Annotated in this window: 19 protein-coding genes; 12 read left to right on the forward strand and 7 right to left on the reverse strand. The window is 31.4% G+C overall.

Annotated elements, in window-relative coordinates:
* Positions 1–22 precede the first annotated feature (22 nt).
* On the reverse strand, positions 23–925 hold the full coding sequence (locus MW871_RS04745) for a MerR family transcriptional regulator (protein ID WP_188051157.1): 903 nt from the start codon (positions 923–925) through the stop codon (positions 23–25).
* 302 nt (positions 926–1,227) lie between these two features.
* Between MW871_RS04745 and MW871_RS04750 the strand changes: the two genes are divergently transcribed.
* The 8 genes from MW871_RS04750 to MW871_RS04785 all read left to right on the forward strand — a co-directional run bounded on the left by MW871_RS04750 (position 1,228) and on the right by MW871_RS04785 (position 11,534).
* Positions 1,228–2,121 carry a dienelactone hydrolase family protein gene (locus tag MW871_RS04750; protein WP_248427745.1) on the forward strand — a complete coding sequence of 298 codons (894 nt, stop codon included), beginning with the start codon at positions 1,228–1,230 and terminating at the stop codon, positions 2,119–2,121.
* A gap of 3 nt (positions 2,122–2,124) precedes the next feature.
* Positions 2,125–2,994: a DUF808 domain-containing protein gene (locus tag MW871_RS04755; RefSeq protein WP_248427746.1), complete on the forward strand. Its 870-nt coding sequence runs from the start codon at positions 2,125–2,127 to the stop codon at positions 2,992–2,994.
* A 607-nt stretch (positions 2,995–3,601) separates the two neighbouring features.
* Positions 3,602–4,993 carry a DNA cytosine methyltransferase gene (locus tag MW871_RS04760; RefSeq protein ID WP_248427747.1) on the forward strand — a complete coding sequence of 464 codons (1,392 nt, stop codon included), beginning with the start codon at positions 3,602–3,604 and terminating at the stop codon, positions 4,991–4,993.
* Positions 4,944–6,479 carry an ATP-binding protein gene (locus MW871_RS04765; RefSeq protein WP_248427749.1) on the forward strand — a complete coding sequence of 512 codons (1,536 nt, stop codon included), beginning with the start codon at positions 4,944–4,946 and terminating at the stop codon, positions 6,477–6,479. Before MW871_RS04760 ends, MW871_RS04765 begins: the two co-directional genes overlap by 50 nt.
* A gap of 10 nt (positions 6,480–6,489) precedes the next feature.
* Positions 6,490–8,730, forward strand: a complete 2,241-nt coding sequence (locus tag MW871_RS04770; RefSeq protein ID WP_248427751.1) for a Z1 domain-containing protein — start codon at positions 6,490–6,492, stop codon at positions 8,728–8,730.
* A complete protein-coding gene (locus MW871_RS04775) occupies positions 8,720–9,706 on the forward strand; it encodes a PD-(D/E)XK motif protein (RefSeq protein WP_248427752.1) in 987 nt (328 codons plus the stop codon). The genes MW871_RS04770 and MW871_RS04775 overlap by 11 nt, the downstream gene beginning before the upstream one ends.
* Positions 9,703–10,755 (forward strand): hypothetical protein, encoded by a 1,053-nt coding sequence (locus MW871_RS04780; RefSeq protein WP_248427753.1) that lies wholly within the window; start codon positions 9,703–9,705, stop codon positions 10,753–10,755. Before MW871_RS04775 ends, MW871_RS04780 begins: the two co-directional genes overlap by 4 nt.
* 170 nt (positions 10,756–10,925) lie before the next feature.
* Entirely contained in the window at positions 10,926–11,534 is a 609-nt protein-coding gene (locus MW871_RS04785) for a YkgJ family cysteine cluster protein (RefSeq protein ID WP_248427754.1), read from the forward strand.
* A 418-nt stretch (positions 11,535–11,952) separates the two neighbouring features.
* Here the strand turns inward: MW871_RS04785 and MW871_RS16315 are convergent, their stop codons facing one another.
* Entirely contained in the window at positions 11,953–12,081 is a 129-nt protein-coding gene (locus tag MW871_RS16315; RefSeq protein ID WP_282454596.1) for a hypothetical protein, read from the reverse strand.
* 61 nt (positions 12,082–12,142) lie between these two features.
* Here MW871_RS16315 and MW871_RS04790 point away from each other — a divergent pair, with 61 nt between their 5' ends.
* Together MW871_RS04790 and yiaA are read left to right on the forward strand one after the other, a co-directional pair.
* Positions 12,143–12,379, forward strand: a complete 237-nt coding sequence (locus MW871_RS04790) for a hypothetical protein (protein WP_248427755.1) — start codon at positions 12,143–12,145, stop codon at positions 12,377–12,379.
* 28 nt (positions 12,380–12,407) lie between these two features.
* A complete protein-coding gene (yiaA, locus tag MW871_RS04795) occupies positions 12,408–12,803 on the forward strand; it encodes an inner membrane protein YiaA (RefSeq protein ID WP_248427757.1) in 396 nt (131 codons plus the stop codon).
* Positions 12,804–12,903: 100 nt separating this feature from the next.
* Here the strand turns inward: yiaA and carB are convergent, their stop codons facing one another.
* Together carB and rpmH are read right to left on the reverse strand one after the other, a co-directional pair.
* Positions 12,904–15,756 carry a carbamoyl-phosphate synthase large subunit gene (carB, locus tag MW871_RS04800; protein WP_248427759.1) on the reverse strand — a complete coding sequence of 951 codons (2,853 nt, stop codon included), beginning with the start codon at positions 15,754–15,756 and terminating at the stop codon, positions 12,904–12,906.
* A 157-nt stretch (positions 15,757–15,913) separates the two neighbouring features.
* A complete protein-coding gene (gene rpmH / locus MW871_RS04805) occupies positions 15,914–16,075 on the reverse strand; it encodes a 50S ribosomal protein L34 (protein ID WP_007136275.1) in 162 nt (53 codons plus the stop codon).
* A gap of 162 nt (positions 16,076–16,237) precedes the next feature.
* Here rpmH and MW871_RS04810 point away from each other — a divergent pair, with 162 nt between their 5' ends.
* Both MW871_RS04810 and MW871_RS04815 read left to right on the forward strand, forming a co-directional pair.
* Positions 16,238–16,753, forward strand: coding sequence for a DUF2892 domain-containing protein (locus tag MW871_RS04810; RefSeq protein ID WP_188051149.1), 516 nt, complete (start codon positions 16,238–16,240; stop codon positions 16,751–16,753).
* Between the two features lie 144 nt (positions 16,754–16,897).
* A complete protein-coding gene (locus tag MW871_RS04815; RefSeq protein WP_188051148.1) occupies positions 16,898–17,743 on the forward strand; it encodes a hypothetical protein in 846 nt (281 codons plus the stop codon).
* Positions 17,744–17,907: 164 nt separating this feature from the next.
* Here MW871_RS04815 and MW871_RS04820 read toward each other — a convergent pair whose 3' ends face one another.
* From MW871_RS04820 to MW871_RS04830, 3 genes are read right to left on the reverse strand one after another with little or no spacing between them, the layout of a single operon-like run.
* Positions 17,908–18,282 carry a sulfite exporter TauE/SafE family protein gene (locus MW871_RS04820; protein ID WP_317192530.1) on the reverse strand — a complete coding sequence of 125 codons (375 nt, stop codon included), beginning with the start codon at positions 18,280–18,282 and terminating at the stop codon, positions 17,908–17,910.
* 11 nt (positions 18,283–18,293) lie between these two features.
* Positions 18,294–19,184, reverse strand: a complete 891-nt coding sequence (locus MW871_RS04825) for a lytic transglycosylase domain-containing protein (RefSeq protein ID WP_248427760.1) — start codon at positions 19,182–19,184, stop codon at positions 18,294–18,296.
* Positions 19,185–19,221: 37 nt separating this feature from the next.
* Positions 19,222–19,884 (reverse strand): alpha/beta hydrolase, encoded by a 663-nt coding sequence (locus MW871_RS04830; RefSeq protein WP_210645750.1) that lies wholly within the window; start codon positions 19,882–19,884, stop codon positions 19,222–19,224.
* Positions 19,885–19,997: the final 113 nt, after the last annotated feature.

Below are 19,997 nucleotides of genomic sequence, written 5' to 3' on the forward strand. Positions count from 1 at the left end.
AAAAGATTAGACAAAAAAAAAGTTAAAGTTGTTCTACTAAATCACCGATTGAATTAAAAATAGAAATAGTATCCGAAAGTCCCTCTCGATTTATAAACTCTACCATTCTCCCAATGTACCACAATTCTGTAGTATCATCCACTAATTCTTCTGACATTTTTTGAACATAGGAATCTAAAATATCTCTTTCTGGCTGTACTGTCAGATAAGACACATAAACGATAGAATCAAAATGCTTTTTCATGTCTTTTAGATTGTCTATTGGCATACTTTCTCCTAAGAAAATACTTTTGTAACCGTGCAATAAAATTTCATAATTCAGATACATTAAACCCAACTCATGTATCTCATTCATTGGAAGTGATAAAACAAACACTTTATTTAATTTGGTCGGTTTTAAAACCTGCAGTTTTTCTGTATTTATCAGTAATTTTTGTTTAATCAAATAACTTATAAAATGTTCGTGAGCAGGAGTAATCGTATCTGATTGCCATAATAATCCCAACTCATTCATCAGCGGAATGAAAACTTGATGAAAAATTTCTTTGAATGACTTTTCAGCAATCAGCCAGTTATATGTATTAAAAAAAAGCTCTTGATCAAAATTCATCATTGCCATTTTCAGCTCACTAATAGCATGACTTTTGGCAGTTTTGTTAGAAATTATTTCTCGCACCAAAGAAGGAATTTTATCTTGTGGATACGTAGCTATTTTTGAAATTTTATAACCATAATCATGCAATAAGGTAATGTTTAGCAGTTTTTGTAAACTCGCCAAATCATATAATCGAATGTTAGTATCAGTACGCATGGGTTGCAAAATATCATATCTTTTCTCCCAAATACGTATGGTATGGGCTTTGATACCAGAAAGATTCTCTAGATCTTTAATACTGAACACGTTTTTTATATTATTGTTTATCATTACTTCATATTTATTAAACAAATGTAAAATAATTTTTATTTATAAACGACACATTCCACCTCAAACTTTATAAAAATGTGTTATTTTTTTGAAAAAGGTTAAACAAAACCAAATAAAAAATACAAATTACTCATTTCTAATTAGTTGCGATTTGTAGTTTTAATTTCAACTAAAAACACTATCCAAAACCAAATTGCGATTAACTATTTCAAATTCAGTCATGAAATTTAATTGCAACATTAAAAGAGAGATTGCTTCAAAAAAAACTTTTTTTCTTACATTAGGTGTCTCAAAAATACCGCATGAAAAAGCTCACTAAAGAAGAGATCAGTCAGGAAATATTCGATTTATACGATGATTACGCGCACAATAAAATTGGAAGAAGACAGTTTGTCGAAAAACTATCACTATTTGCTGTAGGAACGCTTACACTTCCTTCGTTACTCAGTTTTATGACGCCTAATTACTTGGATTCTATTTTGATAAAACCCGAAGATCCTCGATTGAAATCAGCTTTCATAACTTATGATTCTCCACAAGGCGGTGGTTCAATCAAAGGGCTTTTATCACAATCATCAAAAACAAAAAACAAATTACCAGGAATTATAGTCGTGCATGAAAACCGTGGACTTAATCCATATATTGAAGATGTAGGTCGTAGAGCAGCTCTTGAAGGATTCATCACTCTCGCACCTGATGCACTATCGCCTTTGGGTGGTTATCCCGGAAATGATGATGACGGAAGGGAATTACAAAAAAAACGTTCTCGTGAGGAAATGCTCGAAGATTTTATTGCGGCCTATCACTATTTAAAATCCCATAAAAACTGCAACGGACAAGTTGGTGTTGTTGGATTTTGTTTTGGTGGTTGGATAGCGAATATGATGGCAGTCAAAATCCCAGAATTAGGTGCCGCTGTTCCGTATTATGGAGGACAACCCACTGCAGAAGAAGCCCAAAATATCAAAACACCACTCCTACTACACTACGCCGGTTTAGACACTCGCGTAAATGAAGGTTGGCCCGCTTTTCAAGCCATTCTCAATAAAAACCAAGTCGAAAACACAGCCTATATTTATCCCGAAGTCAATCACGGTTTTCACAACAACACCACACCTCGATATGATGAAGCAGCCGCAACACTCTCTTGGACAAGAACATTACAATTTTTTAACGAAAAACTAAATAAGAAATAAATTATGGCTACAGGATTTTTTGCATTACTAGACGATATCGGAGCAATTATGGATGATGTTGCAATGATGAGTAAAATAGCCACCAAAAAAACGGCAGGAATATTAGGCGATGATTTAGCCGTAAATGCCGAAAAAGCATCAGGTTTTGTTTCCTCACGAGAAATTCCCGTTTTATGGGCCATTACCAAAGGCTCACTTTTAAACAAATTAATTATACTACCACTCGCTTTTTTACTAAGCTATTTTGTACCGTGGTTAATTACGGTAGTTCTTTTATTAGGTGCTGTCTATTTAGCTTACGAAGGTGCCGAAAAAATATACGAATACATTGTACCACATCCAAAAGAAGAAACTACAACTGAAGATTTAGATCTCACGCCAGAAGAACTCTTAATATTAGAAAAACAAAAAGTAAAAGCCGCCATAGTAACCGACTTTATCCTCTCTATAGAAATTGTAATCATTGCTTTAGGCAGCGTGGTCGGAAAACCAATTACTACCCAAATTATTGTAGTTTCATTTGTTGCATTAGTAGCCACGATAGGCGTTTACGGAATTGTTGCAGCCATTGTACGCATGGACGATTTCGGAATGCTACTCCTTACTAAAAAATCTAAAATCGGAAAAAAAATCGGGAAAATGCTAATTGGCTTACTTCCTATGGTTATCAAAGGATTGGCATTTATAGGAACCATCGCGCTGATTCTAGTAGCCGGAGGAATATTCATGCACAAGATAGAACCGCTACATCATTTACTACAAAACTTACCTTCGATAATTGGTGAATTTCTAGCCGGATTAATCGGCGGAATCCTCGCTTTTATAGTCGTAAAAGGATGTACAATGATCTGGAGGAAGATTAAAAAGAAGTAATCGCAAGACCTCAGAACATTGCGATTAAATTCTTTTGGGCGTTCCCTAAAGGTCGGGCTTTCCGCTACAATCTTTTGTTTTTTCTCAAAAACAAAAGGATTTCTGCTATAATCCCTAACGCAAAATTGTGGTGAAATGAGGATTTAGTTTATTGTTGACGATTTTAAAAAAAGTGGTAAACAAGTTGTTTGTGTAGATGTAATTAAGTTATGAAAAAAGTAATGTTGTAAATAATTAGTCTTTTACGGTTTTACGTATTTTTCTTTCAAAAGGATTGTGTATTATTGTATTAGAAGTATTTAAATGTTTTTAAAACTTAATAATTTTAGTACAAAATATTACCATCAACTGTTTCATACTTCTCGTCTAATACAAGTCAATTTATTACATTTGCTTAAATGACAATTTTTATATTTTTAATCGGACGAATTTTACCTCCATATAACAACGAAAGTTTAAAAATATCATAAAAATAATGGTTTCTTAAAAAGTAAATGAGGATAAAAAATATAACACCTATTATGATTTGAAAAATATTTTCAAAAAAAATTGAGAAACTAAATTAAACTGAACAAAAACATGAAAGTAAAAGGTTAATAAAAAAATAATGTCAAAAAAGAATAAAGAAAAATATACGTTCATAGATTTATTTGCAGGCCTTGGCGGATTCCATTTAGCTTTAGAAGAATTAGGGCATAAATGTGTTTTCGCAAGTGAACTTCAACCAGAGTTACAAAAACTTTATACTGAAAATTTTCCAAACACTCCAATTTATGGGGATATTACAAAGATCCCAGTTAATGAAATACCTGGTCACGATATTTTATGTGGTGGATTTCCATGTCAGCCGTTCTCACAAGCTGGAAAAAGATTAGGTTTTACAGAAGTGAGAGGAAGTTTATTTGGAAACATTATGGAAATTCTTGATTACCATAAACCTAAATATGTTATTTTAGAAAATGTTCAAAATTTAAAAAATCATGATGAAGGTAATACTTGGAAAGTTATTAATGAGACACTTTCTAAGTTATACGATGTTAAAGAGTCTATATTGTCACCACATCAGTTTGGAACACCTCAGCATAGGTTTAGAATTTATATAGTTGGTATTCTAAAAAGTCAAATCAATTATAATCCTCTTCAATATTTTGAATTTCCCGAACCTAAAAACTATGAATGTGATATTAGAAACATAATTGATGAATCTGCAACCGACTTTATGCATTTACGAAATGAAACAAGAAATCATTTATTAATTTGGCAAGAATTCGTAGATGAACTTTATAAACATGGTGGAAAATTACCTACTTTCCCAATTTGGGCAATGGAATTTGGCGCTGATTATGATTTCGAAGAAATAGCTCCAGCATTTCAATCAATTAATCAATTGAAAAACAAGAAAGGTAAATTTGGAACTACAATTAATGGAAGTTCAAAAGATGATTGCCTATCATTTTTACCGAATTATGCTGTAACTAATAAAAGTGAAAAATTTCCAAATTGGAAAATTCAATTTATTAAGCGAAATAGAGAATTTTATAAATTAAATAAAACATGGCTAGATTTATGGCTTCCAAAAATAAAAAATTTTGAAAATAGTCATCAAAAATTTGAGTGGAATTGTGGTACTGAAGAGAATCCAACAATTTTTAATAAAATCATTCAATTCAGACCATCTGGTATTAGAGTTAAAAAACCAACATTTTCACCTGCATTAGTTTTAACTACAACACAAATTCCAATTTTCCCATGGGTGAATCTTCCAAACGAATCATTGGAAGAAGGAGAAGGTCTAAAAGGTCGTTATATGACTAAAGATGAAGCGGCTTCATTACAAGGAATGCAAAGGTTAAAAAAATATCCAGAAACTATTCCTGCAGCGTTTAAAGCGTTCGGGAATGCTGTAAATGTTGATTTAGTAAAAATAATAGCTGAGAAATTAATAACACATGAACAAAATAGAAAAAGTATCAATTGCACTGCAACCGAGTGTATATAATACATTTCGAGCTTTAAACAATACTGTAGCTCTCACCTTAAGTGAGTATGTAGATAATTCAGTACAATCTTATTTAGATAATAAGGAAAAATTATTACAAATTAATAAAGATTATTTTTTTGAAGTTAGCATTGAAGTTGATCAAAAAGCAAATCAAATAATAATTAAAGATAATGCTGCAGGTATTGATTCACTGAATTATTTAAGAGCTTTTGAACCAGCCAATATTCCTTTAGATAATACAAAACTAAATGAGTTTGGTATGGGTATGAAAACTGCTTCAGTTTGGCTTGCTAATAAATGGTCAGTTAATACTAAAGCTATTGGAGAAACCATTGAAAGATTTACTGAATTTGATTTGCAAAAGGTAATAGCTGAAAACAAAGAAGAGTTAATTGTTACAGAAACCCCAAAAGATGAAGTTGAGCATTACACAGAGATAATATTATCAGAACTATCACATAATGCACCTTCAGCACATCAAATGGATAAAGTCCGAAGACATTTAGCAAGTATTTATAGAATTTTTTTAAGGAATGAAGAAATTAAAATTATTGTAAATGGAGAAAACCTTCAAGCTCCAAAATATGAAATCCTAAACGTTCCTTTTTTCAAAGAATCTAATGGAAAAGATATTTTATGGAAAAAAGATATTGATTTTCAAATTGGAAAATACAAAGCTAAAGGATTCATTGCAATATTAAAAGCAATTCAGAACAATGCAAATGGGTTAGTTTTGCTAAGAAGAGGACGTGTAATTGTTGGAGGAGACGAGGATCGCTTCTTTCCTTCTTCGATTTTTGGAGCAGCAGGTAATTTTAGATATAAACGTCTTTTTGGTGAACTTGAATTAGAAGGATTTGATGTGACTTTTAATAAAAATGGCTTTACCGACGAGGAAAATCTTAATGCTTTTATTGACGCGTTAAGAGATGAACTTAAAGATCCTAATTTAAATTTACTAAGTCAAGCAGATAATTTTAGAGTTAAAACAAAAGAAGAAAACTCCAAAATAGCAGAAAAGATAATTAACTCTCAAAAGAAAGATATTGTTAATGAGCCAATAACAGATAAAATTAAAAAAGTTGAAGACTTAGGCGCAGACAGAATAAACACTTTAAAAGATGAACAAATAATTGAAGAAGCACTTTCTTTAGGTTCAGTTTTAGATTCTTTTGATTATGAGGGAGTGGCATATAAATTTCAGGTAGATTTAATTAATGAAGATGAATCAGATGCTCTTTATTCTGTTAAACAGATTATTATTCATGAAGGAATGTTTGAAGTACCATGTGTAATATGTAAAATCAATCTAGCACACCCTTTTTTTAATCGTTTTGAACAGTTCAGAAAGGCAAACGATTATGAACCAATTATGGCCATTTTTAAATCTTTTGCATTAGCAGAGTTTCTTGCTACTAAAAAAAGTATGCAGTATCCTTCTGAATTAAGAACGCTTTTCAATAATTATATAGTACAAGAATAAAATTAATGCAATGGAAATAAAAATTATACCTACTGAAAAGACTACAGAAGTTTTTAAGCCGACCGTTGGCGAAAAAATGAATGATATAATATCTCGTTTTGAATTGTTTTTAGATCAAGATGAGATTGATAATTTAATTACTGAAACTTATCACATTCTATCTAATTGTACTAATCCAAAATTACTACAGGAACAAGACACAACACATCTGTCTGTTGGGTATGTGCAAAGTGGTAAAACAATGTCTTTTACTGCATTAACTGCACTGTCTGCGGATAACGGCTATCGTATTATAATTTATTTAGCAGGTACAAAAACAAATTTACTTTCACAAACAACTAAACGATTAACTAAAGACTTAATTAAAGATAGTTCTCTAAACAACATTTATAAAATTTTAGAAAATCCAGGCTTAGCAAAAGTTTCTGAAATTAGGGGTAAAATGAGATTGTCAACAAAACCAACTATCTTGATTACTTTACTTAAACACTATAAGTATGTAAATGAGCTTGCAGAAATATTTAAGTCAAGAATAATCCAACAAGAGTTAGGAAAACAAGGTGTATTAATAATTGATGATGAAGCAGACCAAGCTTCGTTAAATGGTTTTTCTTATGCAAACAGTAAAAAGGCAAGTGTTTCAGATGAATGGGATGAAGAGACAGATAATAAAGAATCGAGTACTTATTCTAGTATTTTAAACTTAAGAGCTTCAATACCTAACCATTCGTATGTTCAGTATACAGCAACTCCTCAAGGGCCTTTACTTATAAGTATTATGGACTTACTTTCTCCTAAAAGCCATACAATATTGACTCCTGGAAAAAAGTATACAGGAGGTAAAATGTTTTTTCAAGATTTCCCTGATTTAGTAATCTCTATTCCTGACGATGAGGTCTATCATTACAAAGATAATCCATTGACAAGTCCACCAAAATCTTTAAAAGAATCATTACAATTATATATTTTAAATGTAGCACTTATTACTAACCATTGGAATAAAGTTAAGTTTTTGTCCATGATGATACATGCAGATAGACAAAAGGATGTGAGTAGATTATTTCATGGTTGGGTTGAAGAATTAATTAGTAGATGGGCTACTATATTAAATCTGGAAGATGGTGATATAGCTAGAATTGACTTAGATAATGAATTTGAAAATTTATATAATAAAGAAACTTCTAAGTTTTATTCTGAAAAGGATAATGTACCTAATTTTTCAGAAATTAAGCCTCTAATTGCTGATGCTATAAATGACTCTCAATTATATTTAATAATAAGCGAAACTGATGCCACAAGAGAAGTAGACTGGGATAGTGCATCGTCCCATATATTAGTCGGTGCTGACATGCTTAATCGTGGATTTACAGTGGAAAACCTTGCTGTTACGTATATGCCAAGATATACAAAAAGCAAATCTAATGCTGACACAATTCAACAAAGGTGTCGTTTTTTTGGCTACAAACAGAAATACCTTAATGCATGTCGTGTTTACCTACCAACAGACTCTATTGCTGAATATGTTGAATATGTAATTCATGAAGAAGAGATGCGTAATTGGTTAAAAAGTACAGAAAGTTTAGCTAAAGTCCAACAACAACTTATTTTATCCGAAAAATTAAGTCCTACTAGAAAAAATATTTTACCATATGGTATTGTTCAGGCTAAGATGAAAGGATGGCATGCTATGAATGCTTTACAGTATATTGAAAATAATAAATTGGTTGTAGATGATTTTCTAAAAGTCAATAATTTTTCGCTATATGAACCTCAATATGATACAACGGATAGGAATCATAAAACGGTAAGAGTAGATGTTGATAAAGCAATTGATTTTTTGACGCAATTCAAGTTTGGTAACTATGGAGATACTGCTCGTAAAATGGCAACCATCAGATATTTACAATACTTAAGCGAAAAAACTGAATACCCAATTACTAATGTTCAATTTATTCAAATGGCTTACGAAAGAGAGTATCGTGAGCGTTCATTTAACTTATTAAATTTAAAAATTGATCAATTATTTTCTGGTCGTTCAACCACAGGTAGCCAGGTATATCCTAGTGATAGAGGAATTAAAGGCGAAGATACTATTTGTATTCAAATTCATAAAATTAAATTAAAAAACCATGCAGTTCATAAGTTAGTCGGCAAAATAATATATACAATAGCTATATATTATCCTGATGATTTTGCAACTGGATACGTATCAGCTCAACCAGAAATATTAACTTTTGAAGATGACGAATAATATGGAAAATTCTGGATATAAAGTTTTTTTAGAACTATTAAGAAGAGATTCAAGTAGTAAAGAATATGTTTCTGTTGAGTCTGTACCTTTCTCTAAGCATCATAAAATTGGTATTTCATCTGAAGGATATCCAATGTTTTTTGTTAAATGTGATGGCCTTACTAAAGCTATTAATATTAATTTAGAATTAATTTCGGTTTTTTTTTCTCAAGAATGTAGTATAAAAGAAAATGAAAATAATACTACTGAAATTTATACTATTGTTTTATTAAAAACATATAACTCAGACTTACAACAATACTTTACGGATGTTTTTTCAATTATTCTTAAACATATTGAATCAATTCCATCAGAAAGAGATTTATACAGGGAGGTAAAAAAGGTTATTGATTTATTTAGTTCAATTAACAAACCTCCTCTTAAATCAATACAAGGTCTTTGGACTGAGTTATTAGTAATTGAAAAAGCAATTAATCCAGAATATTTAATTAATGCTTGGCACATTTCTCCTTTCGATAAATTTGATTTCAATGACGGAATAGATAAACTTGAAGTAAAATCTACGACTAAGTCAAAAAGAGTTCACAATTTTTCTATTGAACAATTAAACAATAATCCTGGTTCTGATTTATTAATTGCTTCCGCTTTTACAATTGAGACTGGCTCTGGTAAAAGTATTATAAACCTTAGGGACAACATAGTTTCTAAAATAAGTAACATAAAAGTTCAACTTCGCTTAAATGAAATAATTTATAAAACGATGGGGAGTGATTATGAAAAGCTAGGAGATATTTTTTTTGATTATCAACAAGCATCAGATTCATTATCATTTTATAAAATTAAGGATATACCCAGTATCCATATTGACGCAATTCCGTCCCAAATTTCAAATGTCACGTTTAGTTGTGATCTTACGAATGTTCCAGACGTATTAGAGGTAAAAGATAGTTTATTATTTGAAAGTCTTGGAATATGAATGAATATAAAAACATAGAAAAAATAAAACCAGAAACTTTGCTCGCATTAATGCGCGAAGTACTAGATCAATCTTCTAAATTTTCATATATTAATGGTACTCAACCATTTTTCATGTCTTTTGAAGGTCAAAAGTTTTATGTATATGTAAAGAATATTTCGAGTGCGTATTTTTCAGATAGAGATAAAACCACAAGAGCACAATTACCAATTAAGAAAGAGTTTAATTTAATAAAATCATCACCTTATCCATTTATATTTTTAGGTTATGACGGCATAAATGATGTTTTTGTATGTTGGAATTTTCACGTTGCTAAAGAAAGATTAAATCTTGGTAAAAGTGTTTCTTTCTACTCGCGTACTTTTTTTCAGTCTGATGTTAAAGAAGGTGAGTTAGTTAGAAAAAAATTGAAAAATGGTGACTTACCTATATTATTTAAAAGGTCTTCTCTAATTGAATTTTTCACAAATATTGATACTTTTTTTGCACCAGGCATTTTTCCAAAAAATGAATTTATTAATGCAGTCGGTAAAATTAACTATGAAGAAAAATTTAAAGTCTATTTAAAAGAAAATAGAAACCTATCAGATAAATCAATAAAAAATTATTCAAATGCACTTAAAAGTAGAATTTCTGAAGGCATTAGAAAATATTTTATTCCAACTCTAGAAACGATATATTTTATTGAAAACCTTTTAATTTTAGAGGAATTAAAAATTCAAATTTTTAAAAAAGAGGAATATAAAGCACTAAATTCAACAGGGAAAAACATGTATTCTTGTGCTTTTGATAATTATATTAATTTCATAAAAAACCTTTATGTGTATGAGGTTGAAGAAAATGCTACTATTGTAAATGATATAAATGAAGAATACTGTAGAATAGGTAAATTATTAAAAATAAATAATTCAGATTTAATAAACGAAATAGAACCATACATTAAGTCGAACCGACTACTTTCAGCGGCTCAGATAGTTGGCAATTACTATCAAAATCAATATCCATCAATGGAATTATCTGATTGGATTAATCTTGTTCGAGAAATTTAGCTATCGTAAATATAAATACAATTAAAATTTTAAATATTATTACATTAAATCTGCTAAAATGTCTGTAGGATAATTTTAAAATCCAATCTTCTCCACAAAAAATAAAATTATCACAAAAAACCTCATTTTCTCTGTAAGGAATTAGAATAAACTACCTTTCAAAAAAAATAATGGCTATAGAGCACAAGGTTCGATTGGTTGAAGAGTTGTTCGACCGTCTTGAAAAAGAAATTGCTGTATTCCAGTCAGAAACGCATTTGCATTGTATTGCTGGATGCGGTAAGTGTTGTTCGACTCCAGAAATAGATGCCTCGCCATTAGAGTTTTTGCCTTGGGCATTTCATTTATTTTTAAATGGAGAAGCCGAAGATATCTTGCTCCAACTCCAACAAAAATCAGACTCCAACTGTCATTTATATCGTCCGCATTCTTTTATTGATAGAAGTATGGGAAGTTGTAGCGACTATCGTTATCGGGGATTAATTTGTAGACTTTTTGGATATGCAGCCAGTAGAGATAAATATGGACAGCTCCGTTTAGCCACTTGTAAGATAATTAAAGAAGGCCAACAAGAAAACTACAACACCGCCGAAGTAGCGATCAGCAAAGGACTTTACGTTCCTGTTTTTACCGATTATTATATGCAACTGTCACAAATAGACAATAGACTCGCTACTACACTACTTCCTATAAACCAAGCTTTGGCAACAGCCATAGAAGAAGTCTTGCATTATTACGCTTACAGACCATTACCGAATGGTCTAGGAAATAGTGCTTAAAAGCAATAACAAAGTTAAGTTTGTTTAAGTCTTAATTTTACTTAAATCACTTAATGGTTAAAAATGTAAAACAGTATTGCAATTAGACGTAAAAAACCATAATGCAAAAACTCTAACTAACAATTCATTGTACAATTTTCTTCGTTAGAGCTTTAGCAGCAAAGTTGCTCATGTTTGTTGAGACGCTTCCAGCGTGACAAACTAAGGGTGATGTTTACCTATAAATTGAATTCTATTATTTGGCTGAAATAACTGAAAAACTGCTATTAGTTCTAAATAATTATTTCATTAAAAACTACTGTTGAATACGTCATAAAACAAAATCATATAGTTTCAACCAACAAAAAAAGCCCCAAACGGGGCTTTTTCGATATATATAATTCAAGTATTACTTACTCAAATACATTTTTCTTCTAGACTACAATTCGTAGAATTGATCGTCTTTTAAGTCGTCAATAAACAAGATGCTTTTTCCTGTTGATTTCATTTCTGGTCCTACTACTTGTTTACATTTTAAAACATGCGTAAATAGGATGATATAACTCATGAAATTTCTGAATTAAAAGTAAGTTAGGCCTATAACTTTTTGGATAAATAAATTCAAATCAATGAGTTTCAAGAAATTATTTAAAAATTTATTTTTGTACGATAAATCGACTATATTTACCCAAAAAATAAGTCTTAGAAAAATTTTAAGTGGTTTTACTTCTTTGCTTTTAGAACTTGAAAGTAATCTTTTTGCATTCAATTATGTAATGCAGCAGGTAACAAAAGGTTTAAAAGAAGCAGATAAAAAACGTCATTTACTAAAAACTAAGTGTTGCAATAATCGTAGCAACAGATAATAATTCACATATTAAATAAATAAAAACAATGCAAAAAACTTCAAATGCTTTCGTAGCAGCTTCTTGGGTGGCCTTAGGGGCGGGAATGATCGGTTACTTAGTTGGACTATGGCGTTCAGAAATGTTACTAAATGAAATAGGCTACTATTTTACAGTTCTAATGTTTGGTCTTTTTTCAGTAATATCACTTCAAAAAAGTGTTAGAGATAGAATTGAAGGCTTTCCTGTAACCGATATTTATTATGGTATTTGTTGGTTTGGAACAATTTTATCTATCGTGTTATTAATCGTTGGACTTTGGAATGCAACTTTATTACCAAGTGAAAAAGGATTTTATGGTTTTGCATTTTTATTGGCGATTTTTGGAGCGATTGCAGTTCAAAAAAACACAAGAGATAATATGACAATTACAGAACAAAAATAATAAATAGCTTGTTCCTAATAAGAATACCAGCGCAGATAAAACTGATTTAGAAAAACGAAAAGCCCCAAACGGGGCTTTTTCAATATATACAATCCAAGTATTATTTACTTAAATACATTTTTCTTCTAGAGTACAATTCGTAAAATTGATCGTCTTTTAAATCATCAATAAACAAGATGCTTTCTCCGGTTGATTTCATTTCTGGTCCTAATGCTTTGTTTACATTTTGGAATTTGCTGAAAGAGAAAACCGGTTGTTTGATCGCAAATCCTTTCAATTGTGGATTAAAAGTGAAATCAGTTACTTTATTGTGACCTAACATTACTTTAGTTGCATAATTCACATAAGGTTCTCCATATGCTTTTGCGATAAAAGGAACCGTACGAGACGCTCTAGGATTCGCTTCGATGATGTAAACCGTATCATCTTTAATGGCAAACTGAATGTTGATTAAACCAACTGTTTTCAACGCTAAAGCAATTCTTTTAGTATGATCTTTTATTTGTTGCATTACAAATTCCCCTAAGTTGAAAGGTGGCAAAGTCGCATTACTATCTCCAGAGTGCACTCCGCAAGGTTCAATGTGTTCCATAATTCCTATGATATACACATTTTCACCATCACAAATCGCATCCGCTTCTGCTTCAATCGCTCCATCCAAATAATGGTCTAAAAGTAATTTGTTCCCTGGAATTGTTTTCAATAAATTGATTACGTGCTCTTCCAGTTCTTGTTTGTTGATTACAATTTTCATTCCTTGACCACCCAACACATAAGAAGGACGAATCAATAATGGAAAGTCTAAAACATCCGCTAAAGCAGAAGCTTCGTCAGCCGTTTCAGCAATTCCAAATTGTGGGAAAGGAATGTTTAATTCGGTTAATAATTCAGAGAAACTTCCTCTATCTTCAGCTAAATCCAAAGCATCAAAGCTAGTTCCTATAATTTTTATTCCGTATTTAGATAGTTTCTCCGCTAATTTAAGAGCCGTTTGACCACCTAATTGCACGATAACCCCTTCTGGTTTCTCATGCTGGATAATATCGTAAATATGCTCCCAGAAAACTGGCTCGAAGTATAATTTATCTGCTGTATCAAAATCAGTCGAAACTGTTTCTGGATTACAGTTGATCATAATTGTTTCGTAACCACATTCTTTTGCAGCCAAAACTCCGTGTACACAAGAATAATCAAACTCAATTCCTTGACCAATTCTATTTGGACCTGATCCAAGAACGATAATTTTCTTTTTATCTGTAACTACACTTTCGTTATCTACGTAGCGTGTTCCGTCTGCTTTTTCTATTTCCGCTTCAAAAGTAGAATAGTAATATGGTGTTTTTGCTTTAAATTCTGCCGCACAAGTATCTACTAATTTAAACACACGGTTAATGTTCATCACGTCACGCAAACTGTGTACTTGACTTTCTAAACAACCCATCATGTGCGCAATTTGTCTGTCAGCAAACCCTTTTTGTTTGGCTTCTAACAACAATTCTCTTGGCAACGTTTCTACTTTATAATTAGAAATTTCTTTTTCTAAAGTATAAAGTTCTTCATATTGTTTCAAGAACCACATATCTATTTTAGTGATTTCATGAATACGACTCAAAGGAATTCCCATTGCAATTGCGTCATAAATCACAAAAACACGATCCCAACTTGCATAAGTCAGTTTCTCGATAATTTGTTCGTAGTTCGTGTATCCTTTTCCGTCAGCACCTAAACCATTTCTTTTGATTTCTAATGATTGCGTCGCTTTGTGTAACGCTTCTTGGAACGAACGTCCAATTCCCATTACTTCACCAACGGATTTCATTTGAAGTCCTAAAGTTCTGTCAGCACCTTCAAATTTATCAAAGTTCCAACGTGGAATTTTCACAATCACATAATCCAAAGTCGGCTCGAATAAAGCAGAAGTCGATTTGGTAATTTGATTTTGTAATTCATCTAAATTGTATCCTAAAGCTAGTTTAGAAGCAATTTTTGCAATTGGGTAACCCGTCGCTTTTGATGCTAAAGCAGAAGAACGAGATACACGAGGATTGATTTCAATCGCTACAATATCTTCTTTATCGTCTGGCGAAACAGCAAACTGCACGTTACAACCTCCAGCAAAGTTTCCGATGCTACGCATCATCAAAATCGCATAGTCACGCATTTTTTGGAAAGTCGTGTCAGATAAAGTCATCGCTGGCGCAACAGTAATCGAATCTCCAGTATGAATTCCCATTGGATCCATGTTTTCGATAGAACAGATAATTACCACATTATCGTTTTTATCTCTCAACAATTCCAACTCATATTCTTTCCAACCCATCAAAGCTTTGTCAATCAAAACCTCATGAATAGGTGACATTTCTAAACCGTAGGTTAGTTTTTCGTCAAATTCTTCTTTTTTATAAACAATTGCAGCTCCAGTTCCTCCAAGGGTAAACGAAGGACGAATTACTAATGGAAAACCAAATTCTTGTGCAATTTCTTTTCCTCTTAAATATGATGTACAAATTTCTGCAGGTGCAGAAGGTACATTTATCTTTTTAAGCAATTGTTTGAACTGCTCTCTGTCTTCGGTAATATTGATGGCGTTTACATCAACACCTATCATTTTTACACCAAAATCTTTCCAAATTCCTTTTTCATCCGCCTCTAAACACAAGTTTAAAGCAGTTTGTCCACCCATTGTAGGTAAAACAGAATCGATTTGAGGATGTTCTTTTAGTATTTCAATAATAGACTTAGTCGTTAATGGCTTCAAGTAAACATGATCGGCCATAGTTGGATCGGTCATGATGGTTGCAGGATTAGAATTGATTAGAATAACTTCAATTCCTTCTTCACGAATAGAACGAGCAGATTGAGATCCTGCATAATCAAATTCGCACGCTTGACCAATTACAATAGGACCTGAACCTATTATTAAGACGGATTTTATCGATGTATCTTTTGGCATTTTGTAGTAATTATTGTGTTGTGTAGTTATTTTTTAAGGGTTTAAAGTACTTAAATTATACGACTTTAAACGCTGCTCTTTAGGCTTTATTTACCGATTAGGTATAAAAAAAGGCGATACTAAAGAAAGTAACGCCTTATTTATGTTTATACAAACATTATTTTTTGTGTCTTGGTTCGCAAGAAACAGTCAATTTATGTCTTCCTTTAGCTCTTCTACGCGCAAGAACTTTTCTTCCATTAGCAGAAGCCATTCTGTCCATAAATCCGTGCTTATTTCTTCTTTTTCTTTTCGATGGTTGAAACGTTCTTTTGCTCATTGCTTTGTATCTTTAAAAACTTATTTATATCTTTCTTAATTCGGATACCTGTTACCCGAAATCCGAGTGCAAATATACAAAGACTTTTTTTCCTCACAAGTAGTTTTGTAAAAATATTTTCAATTCATTTTACTATATTTGTGATCTTAAAATAATCACACTATGTTTCACAGAAATATTAAACTTATTATCGCCGGACTTATCATTGCTACTGGCTTTTGGCAATTTACAGAAAGTAATATTGGTAACGGAATTTTCCTTATACTATTAAGTGCAATTCCTATTTTTCTTTACTTCAAAAATGAATTCATCTTATTAGCCTTCTTAAAACTAAGAAAACAAGATTTTGAAGGAGCTAAAAAATGGCTAGCATACATTAAAAATCCAGATACGGCTTTGGTAAGAAAACAACAAGGATACTTTAATTATTTACAGGGTATCATGTTGTCACAAACAAATATCAATCAAGCGGAGAAATATTTTAAAAAAGCAATCGAACTGGGATTGTCTATGGATATGGATTTAGCTGTTGCTAAATTAAACCTTGCCGGAGTAGCCATGTCAAGAAGAAGAAAGCTAGAAGCAACCACCTTATTGAATGAAGCTAAAAAGCTAGACAAACAAAATATGTTAAAAGAACAGATCACGATGATGAAAGATCAGATGAAAAAGATCTAAATAACAAAAAGGGCCAAATGCATTTCATTGGTCCTTTTTTGTTTTAATTCACATAAAGAATATCGCATCCTTTTCTGTTTTTACTTTTAGCATATTTTTTCCTGAAAATAGTAATTCACCACAATACTTTTAAACACGTTGAACATGGATCATTTTAAGACCGAAGAGGCCATTAACAAATACAATAATTCTCCACAAGAAAAATTATCTGGACTTTCTCCTTCTCAAACTCATGAATTAATTCACAATCCATTAGGCGAAAATTCTTGTATTAAATTTAGTTCACACATCACTAATGAAATTCTAGACCAAATTCCTTTTTTTAGAACTGCAGAAGAACTTTTAAAGATTATTAAACGTGATGGATTCCTAAAAGTTACTCCACTTGGCGCACTTCCTAAAAAAATTCTCGTAGAATTATACGACTTCAACTTTATCACTGACGAACACATAGCCTCTGGTATAAACAAGCTTTATAGAGAGGACGAATGCATCTCTTTAAAAACAGCTCGAATAGTTTGCGAATCTACCAATCTTGTTAAAAAAAGTAAAGGAAAATTACTCTTGACAAAAAATGGAGAAAGATGTTTGAAAGCTGAAAATCGCGTTGAATTATTTAAAGTAATTTATTTAATTTTTACCGAAAAATTTAATTGGGCTTACATTGATGGTTATACGAAAGAACCTGTTGGTCAATATGGCTGTTTATTTTCAATCTACTTATTGAAGATATTTGGAGATAAAGAAAATGCAACAAGCTTTTATGCTTCAAAATATTTACAAGTTTTCGAAAAATTCTTAACTCTATTCAACGACGATTACGTTTCCCCTGAAAAACAATTTAATAGTTGTTATACTGTGAGAACGTTTGAAAGATTTACAGAATGGTTTGGTTTTACTACGATAAATGGAATGAAAAATTTTTATGATCAAGAAAATGCAAAAATTGTAAAAACAGAATTACTTGATAAAATATTTGTCTTTGAATAAAATTAGTATGTCCGAAATGGTTTTAAAATATAGAACCTAACAGTATTCTACTTTTCTACTTCCCTCTTCTACAGCAGATAATTTGTTATAAAACCTTCTTTTCTAGGAATAAAAAAAAACAAAAAATAAAACTTAGATTGGTTAGATTGGCAAAATAATCTAATTCAGCTCTTATCAAAAAGAAGAAATCCTCCTATAAATAACAAAGTAACCGCAAAAACTTTCTTTAATATTTTTTGGTCAATGTTAATCGCTAATTTACTTCCAAAATAACCACCTACTACAAATACTATCGAAATAATTATTGCAAATCGCCAATCAATATATCCAGCCTTATGGTAATTAATCACTGCAAGCATGGTTACTGGAGGCAATAAAGCCGCTAAACTCGTTCCTTGTGCTTGTTGTTGTGTAAATCCCATCAGTAATAAAAGAGGAACCATAATTATGCCTCCACCAATTCCTATTAATCCGCTGAGAATACCAGCAGCTAAACCTATACACATCAATAAAACTATAGTTTGCATTGTCATTTTCATGTCATTTAAGATTAATAACCACTAAGTGGAATTTCTATTTGATATTTTTTGCCCTCCGAATTAATCAATTTTGCTTCTCTCAACCAAGGATTATGAATTTTCAAAATTTTATAATTGATACCTTGTCCTTTTGCAAAATCAGCTAAGTCTGTAATTGCACTATCAATTTCAATTTTTCGAGTAGGCAACACCGTATATAAATCCTCAGAAGCGATGTTGTATCCATATTTTGAGGCGTTATTCATAATTTCTTTTAAAGCTAAGATCCTAAAAACATATCTAGAAGTTTCTTCAGTAAGTAACAAGTCATAATAATTCGATATTTTCTGAATTGCAATTTGCTTATTAACACCTGCCATTCCACCATTATAGGAAGCAGCAGCCAAAGTCCAAGTACCTAATTTACCTTTAGCACTCAAAAAATAACTACAAGCAGCTTGTGTAGATTTTGCCAGATCATAACGTTCATCAACATTCTCATTCACTTCCATACCGCGTTCTTTTCCTGTTTCTGGCATAAACTGCCAAATTCCTCTCGCTCCAGCTGGCGAAACCGCATTTACTAAACCACTTTCAATGACAGCTAAATATTTAAAATCATCAGGAATACCGTTTCTTTTCAAAATAGGTTCAATAATTTTAAAAGCACGATTGGCTCTTTTTATTGCTAAAATTGTAGAAGCATGTAAGTTTACATTGACCAATAATTCTCGATCAAATCGCTCTTTAACATCTGCAATATGCAATGGAGTGGGCTCGCCAGCAAAGTCTAATTTACTTGGAAAAGCAGACGTATCAATACTGTCAACTGTAAAATTTGTTTTTTTAGTTGTTGCAAAAACAAACAAGCCACTCAAAAAAATTACTGCAACAATTATTATGGTTTTGTGTATTCCTTTCATATTTTCTATGTTTTATCATTACTGATTAACGGCTACCCTATTTTGTTCCCAATATTATTTCAGGTAAATTTTCATTGAGCCATTTGTATTTATTTAAAATCATAATATGCGTTCCTCCTTTGACCACGATACAATCCTTGATGTATTTTATAGGAAAAACATCATCTGCATCGCCATGAATGTGAATCACATTTTTATCAACCACAGTTCTATCCCAAAGAATTACTTGCTCTACCGACCACTGTAAATATCGAATATCTCTAACGGAAAGGAATTTTTCATACAATTCTAAACGCTTATTTATAGTTTCACCAAAGGAAAACTTAGCTAAATTCTCTAGATTCATTAGTAAACTCATTGGAATTAACTTGTAAGCTTTAGTCGTTTTGGCTAACTTAAATCTACGAGGAAACTCTAAATTACTTTTGACACTGGATATAATAATAACTTTTTTTACCTGTATAAAGCGAGCCATTTCTTGCACTAAAATTCCACCAAATGAAACACCAATGAGAACGGGATTAGGATGCTTTATCTTAGCTGCTATTCGTTTAGCATAATCCAACAAAGTTTCATTATCTAAAGGGATTTCCCATTCTAATAAGTAAATTTCAAAATCAGCTTCTGGAAGCTTAATTCGCTCGAAAATTGAAGTACTTGCGGCCAATCCTGGCATTAGATAAACAGGTATTTTACTCATAATTGTTTTAACGATTTTATAACAACATTCTGATTTTTTATCTCGATTTTTGTATAAAATTAATTTTTTTTATTTAGATTCATCCCACTTCACACCTTATATTACCAATAATT

The sequence above is a fragment of the Flavobacterium pygoscelis genome (assembly GCF_023162025.1).
Taxonomy (GTDB): Bacteria; Bacteroidota; Bacteroidia; order Flavobacteriales; family Flavobacteriaceae; genus Flavobacterium; species Flavobacterium pygoscelis.

Excerpts from the sequence above, each read along its gene's own strand:
- MW871_RS16315 (WP_282454596.1), bottom strand. The coding sequence starts at position 12,081 with ATGAGTTATATCATCCTATTTACGCATGTTTTAAAATGTAAACAAGTA.
- MW871_RS04830 (WP_210645750.1), bottom strand. The coding sequence starts at position 19,884 with ATGAGTAAAATACCTGTTTATCTAATGCCAGGATTGGCCGCAAGTACT.
- MW871_RS04745 (WP_188051157.1), bottom strand. The coding sequence starts at position 925 with ATGATAAACAATAATATAAAAAACGTGTTCAGTATTAAAGATCTAGAG.
- MW871_RS04825 (WP_248427760.1), bottom strand. The coding sequence starts at position 19,184 with ATGAAAGGAATACACAAAACCATAATAATTGTTGCAGTAATTTTTTTG.
- MW871_RS04780 (WP_248427753.1), top strand. The coding sequence starts at position 9,703 with ATGAATGAATATAAAAACATAGAAAAAATAAAACCAGAAACTTTGCTC.
- MW871_RS04785 (WP_248427754.1), top strand. The coding sequence starts at position 10,926 with ATGGCTATAGAGCACAAGGTTCGATTGGTTGAAGAGTTGTTCGACCGT.
- rpmH (WP_007136275.1), bottom strand. The coding sequence starts at position 16,075 with ATGAGCAAAAGAACGTTTCAACCATCGAAAAGAAAAAGAAGAAATAAG.
- MW871_RS04815 (WP_188051148.1), top strand. The coding sequence starts at position 16,898 with ATGGATCATTTTAAGACCGAAGAGGCCATTAACAAATACAATAATTCT.
- yiaA (WP_248427757.1), top strand. The coding sequence starts at position 12,408 with ATGCAAAAAACTTCAAATGCTTTCGTAGCAGCTTCTTGGGTGGCCTTA.
- MW871_RS04775 (WP_248427752.1), top strand. The coding sequence starts at position 8,720 with ATGACGAATAATATGGAAAATTCTGGATATAAAGTTTTTTTAGAACTA.
- MW871_RS04790 (WP_248427755.1), top strand. The coding sequence starts at position 12,143 with ATGAGTTTCAAGAAATTATTTAAAAATTTATTTTTGTACGATAAATCG.
- MW871_RS04750 (WP_248427745.1), top strand. The coding sequence starts at position 1,228 with ATGAAAAAGCTCACTAAAGAAGAGATCAGTCAGGAAATATTCGATTTA.
- MW871_RS04760 (WP_248427747.1), top strand. The coding sequence starts at position 3,602 with ATGTCAAAAAAGAATAAAGAAAAATATACGTTCATAGATTTATTTGCA.
- MW871_RS04820 (WP_317192530.1), bottom strand. The coding sequence starts at position 18,282 with ATGAAAATGACAATGCAAACTATAGTTTTATTGATGTGTATAGGTTTA.
- MW871_RS04810 (WP_188051149.1), top strand. The coding sequence starts at position 16,238 with ATGTTTCACAGAAATATTAAACTTATTATCGCCGGACTTATCATTGCT.
- MW871_RS04770 (WP_248427751.1), top strand. The coding sequence starts at position 6,490 with ATGGAAATAAAAATTATACCTACTGAAAAGACTACAGAAGTTTTTAAG.
- carB (WP_248427759.1), bottom strand. The coding sequence starts at position 15,756 with ATGCCAAAAGATACATCGATAAAATCCGTCTTAATAATAGGTTCAGGT.
- MW871_RS04765 (WP_248427749.1), top strand. The coding sequence starts at position 4,944 with ATGAACAAAATAGAAAAAGTATCAATTGCACTGCAACCGAGTGTATAT.
- MW871_RS04755 (WP_248427746.1), top strand. The coding sequence starts at position 2,125 with ATGGCTACAGGATTTTTTGCATTACTAGACGATATCGGAGCAATTATG.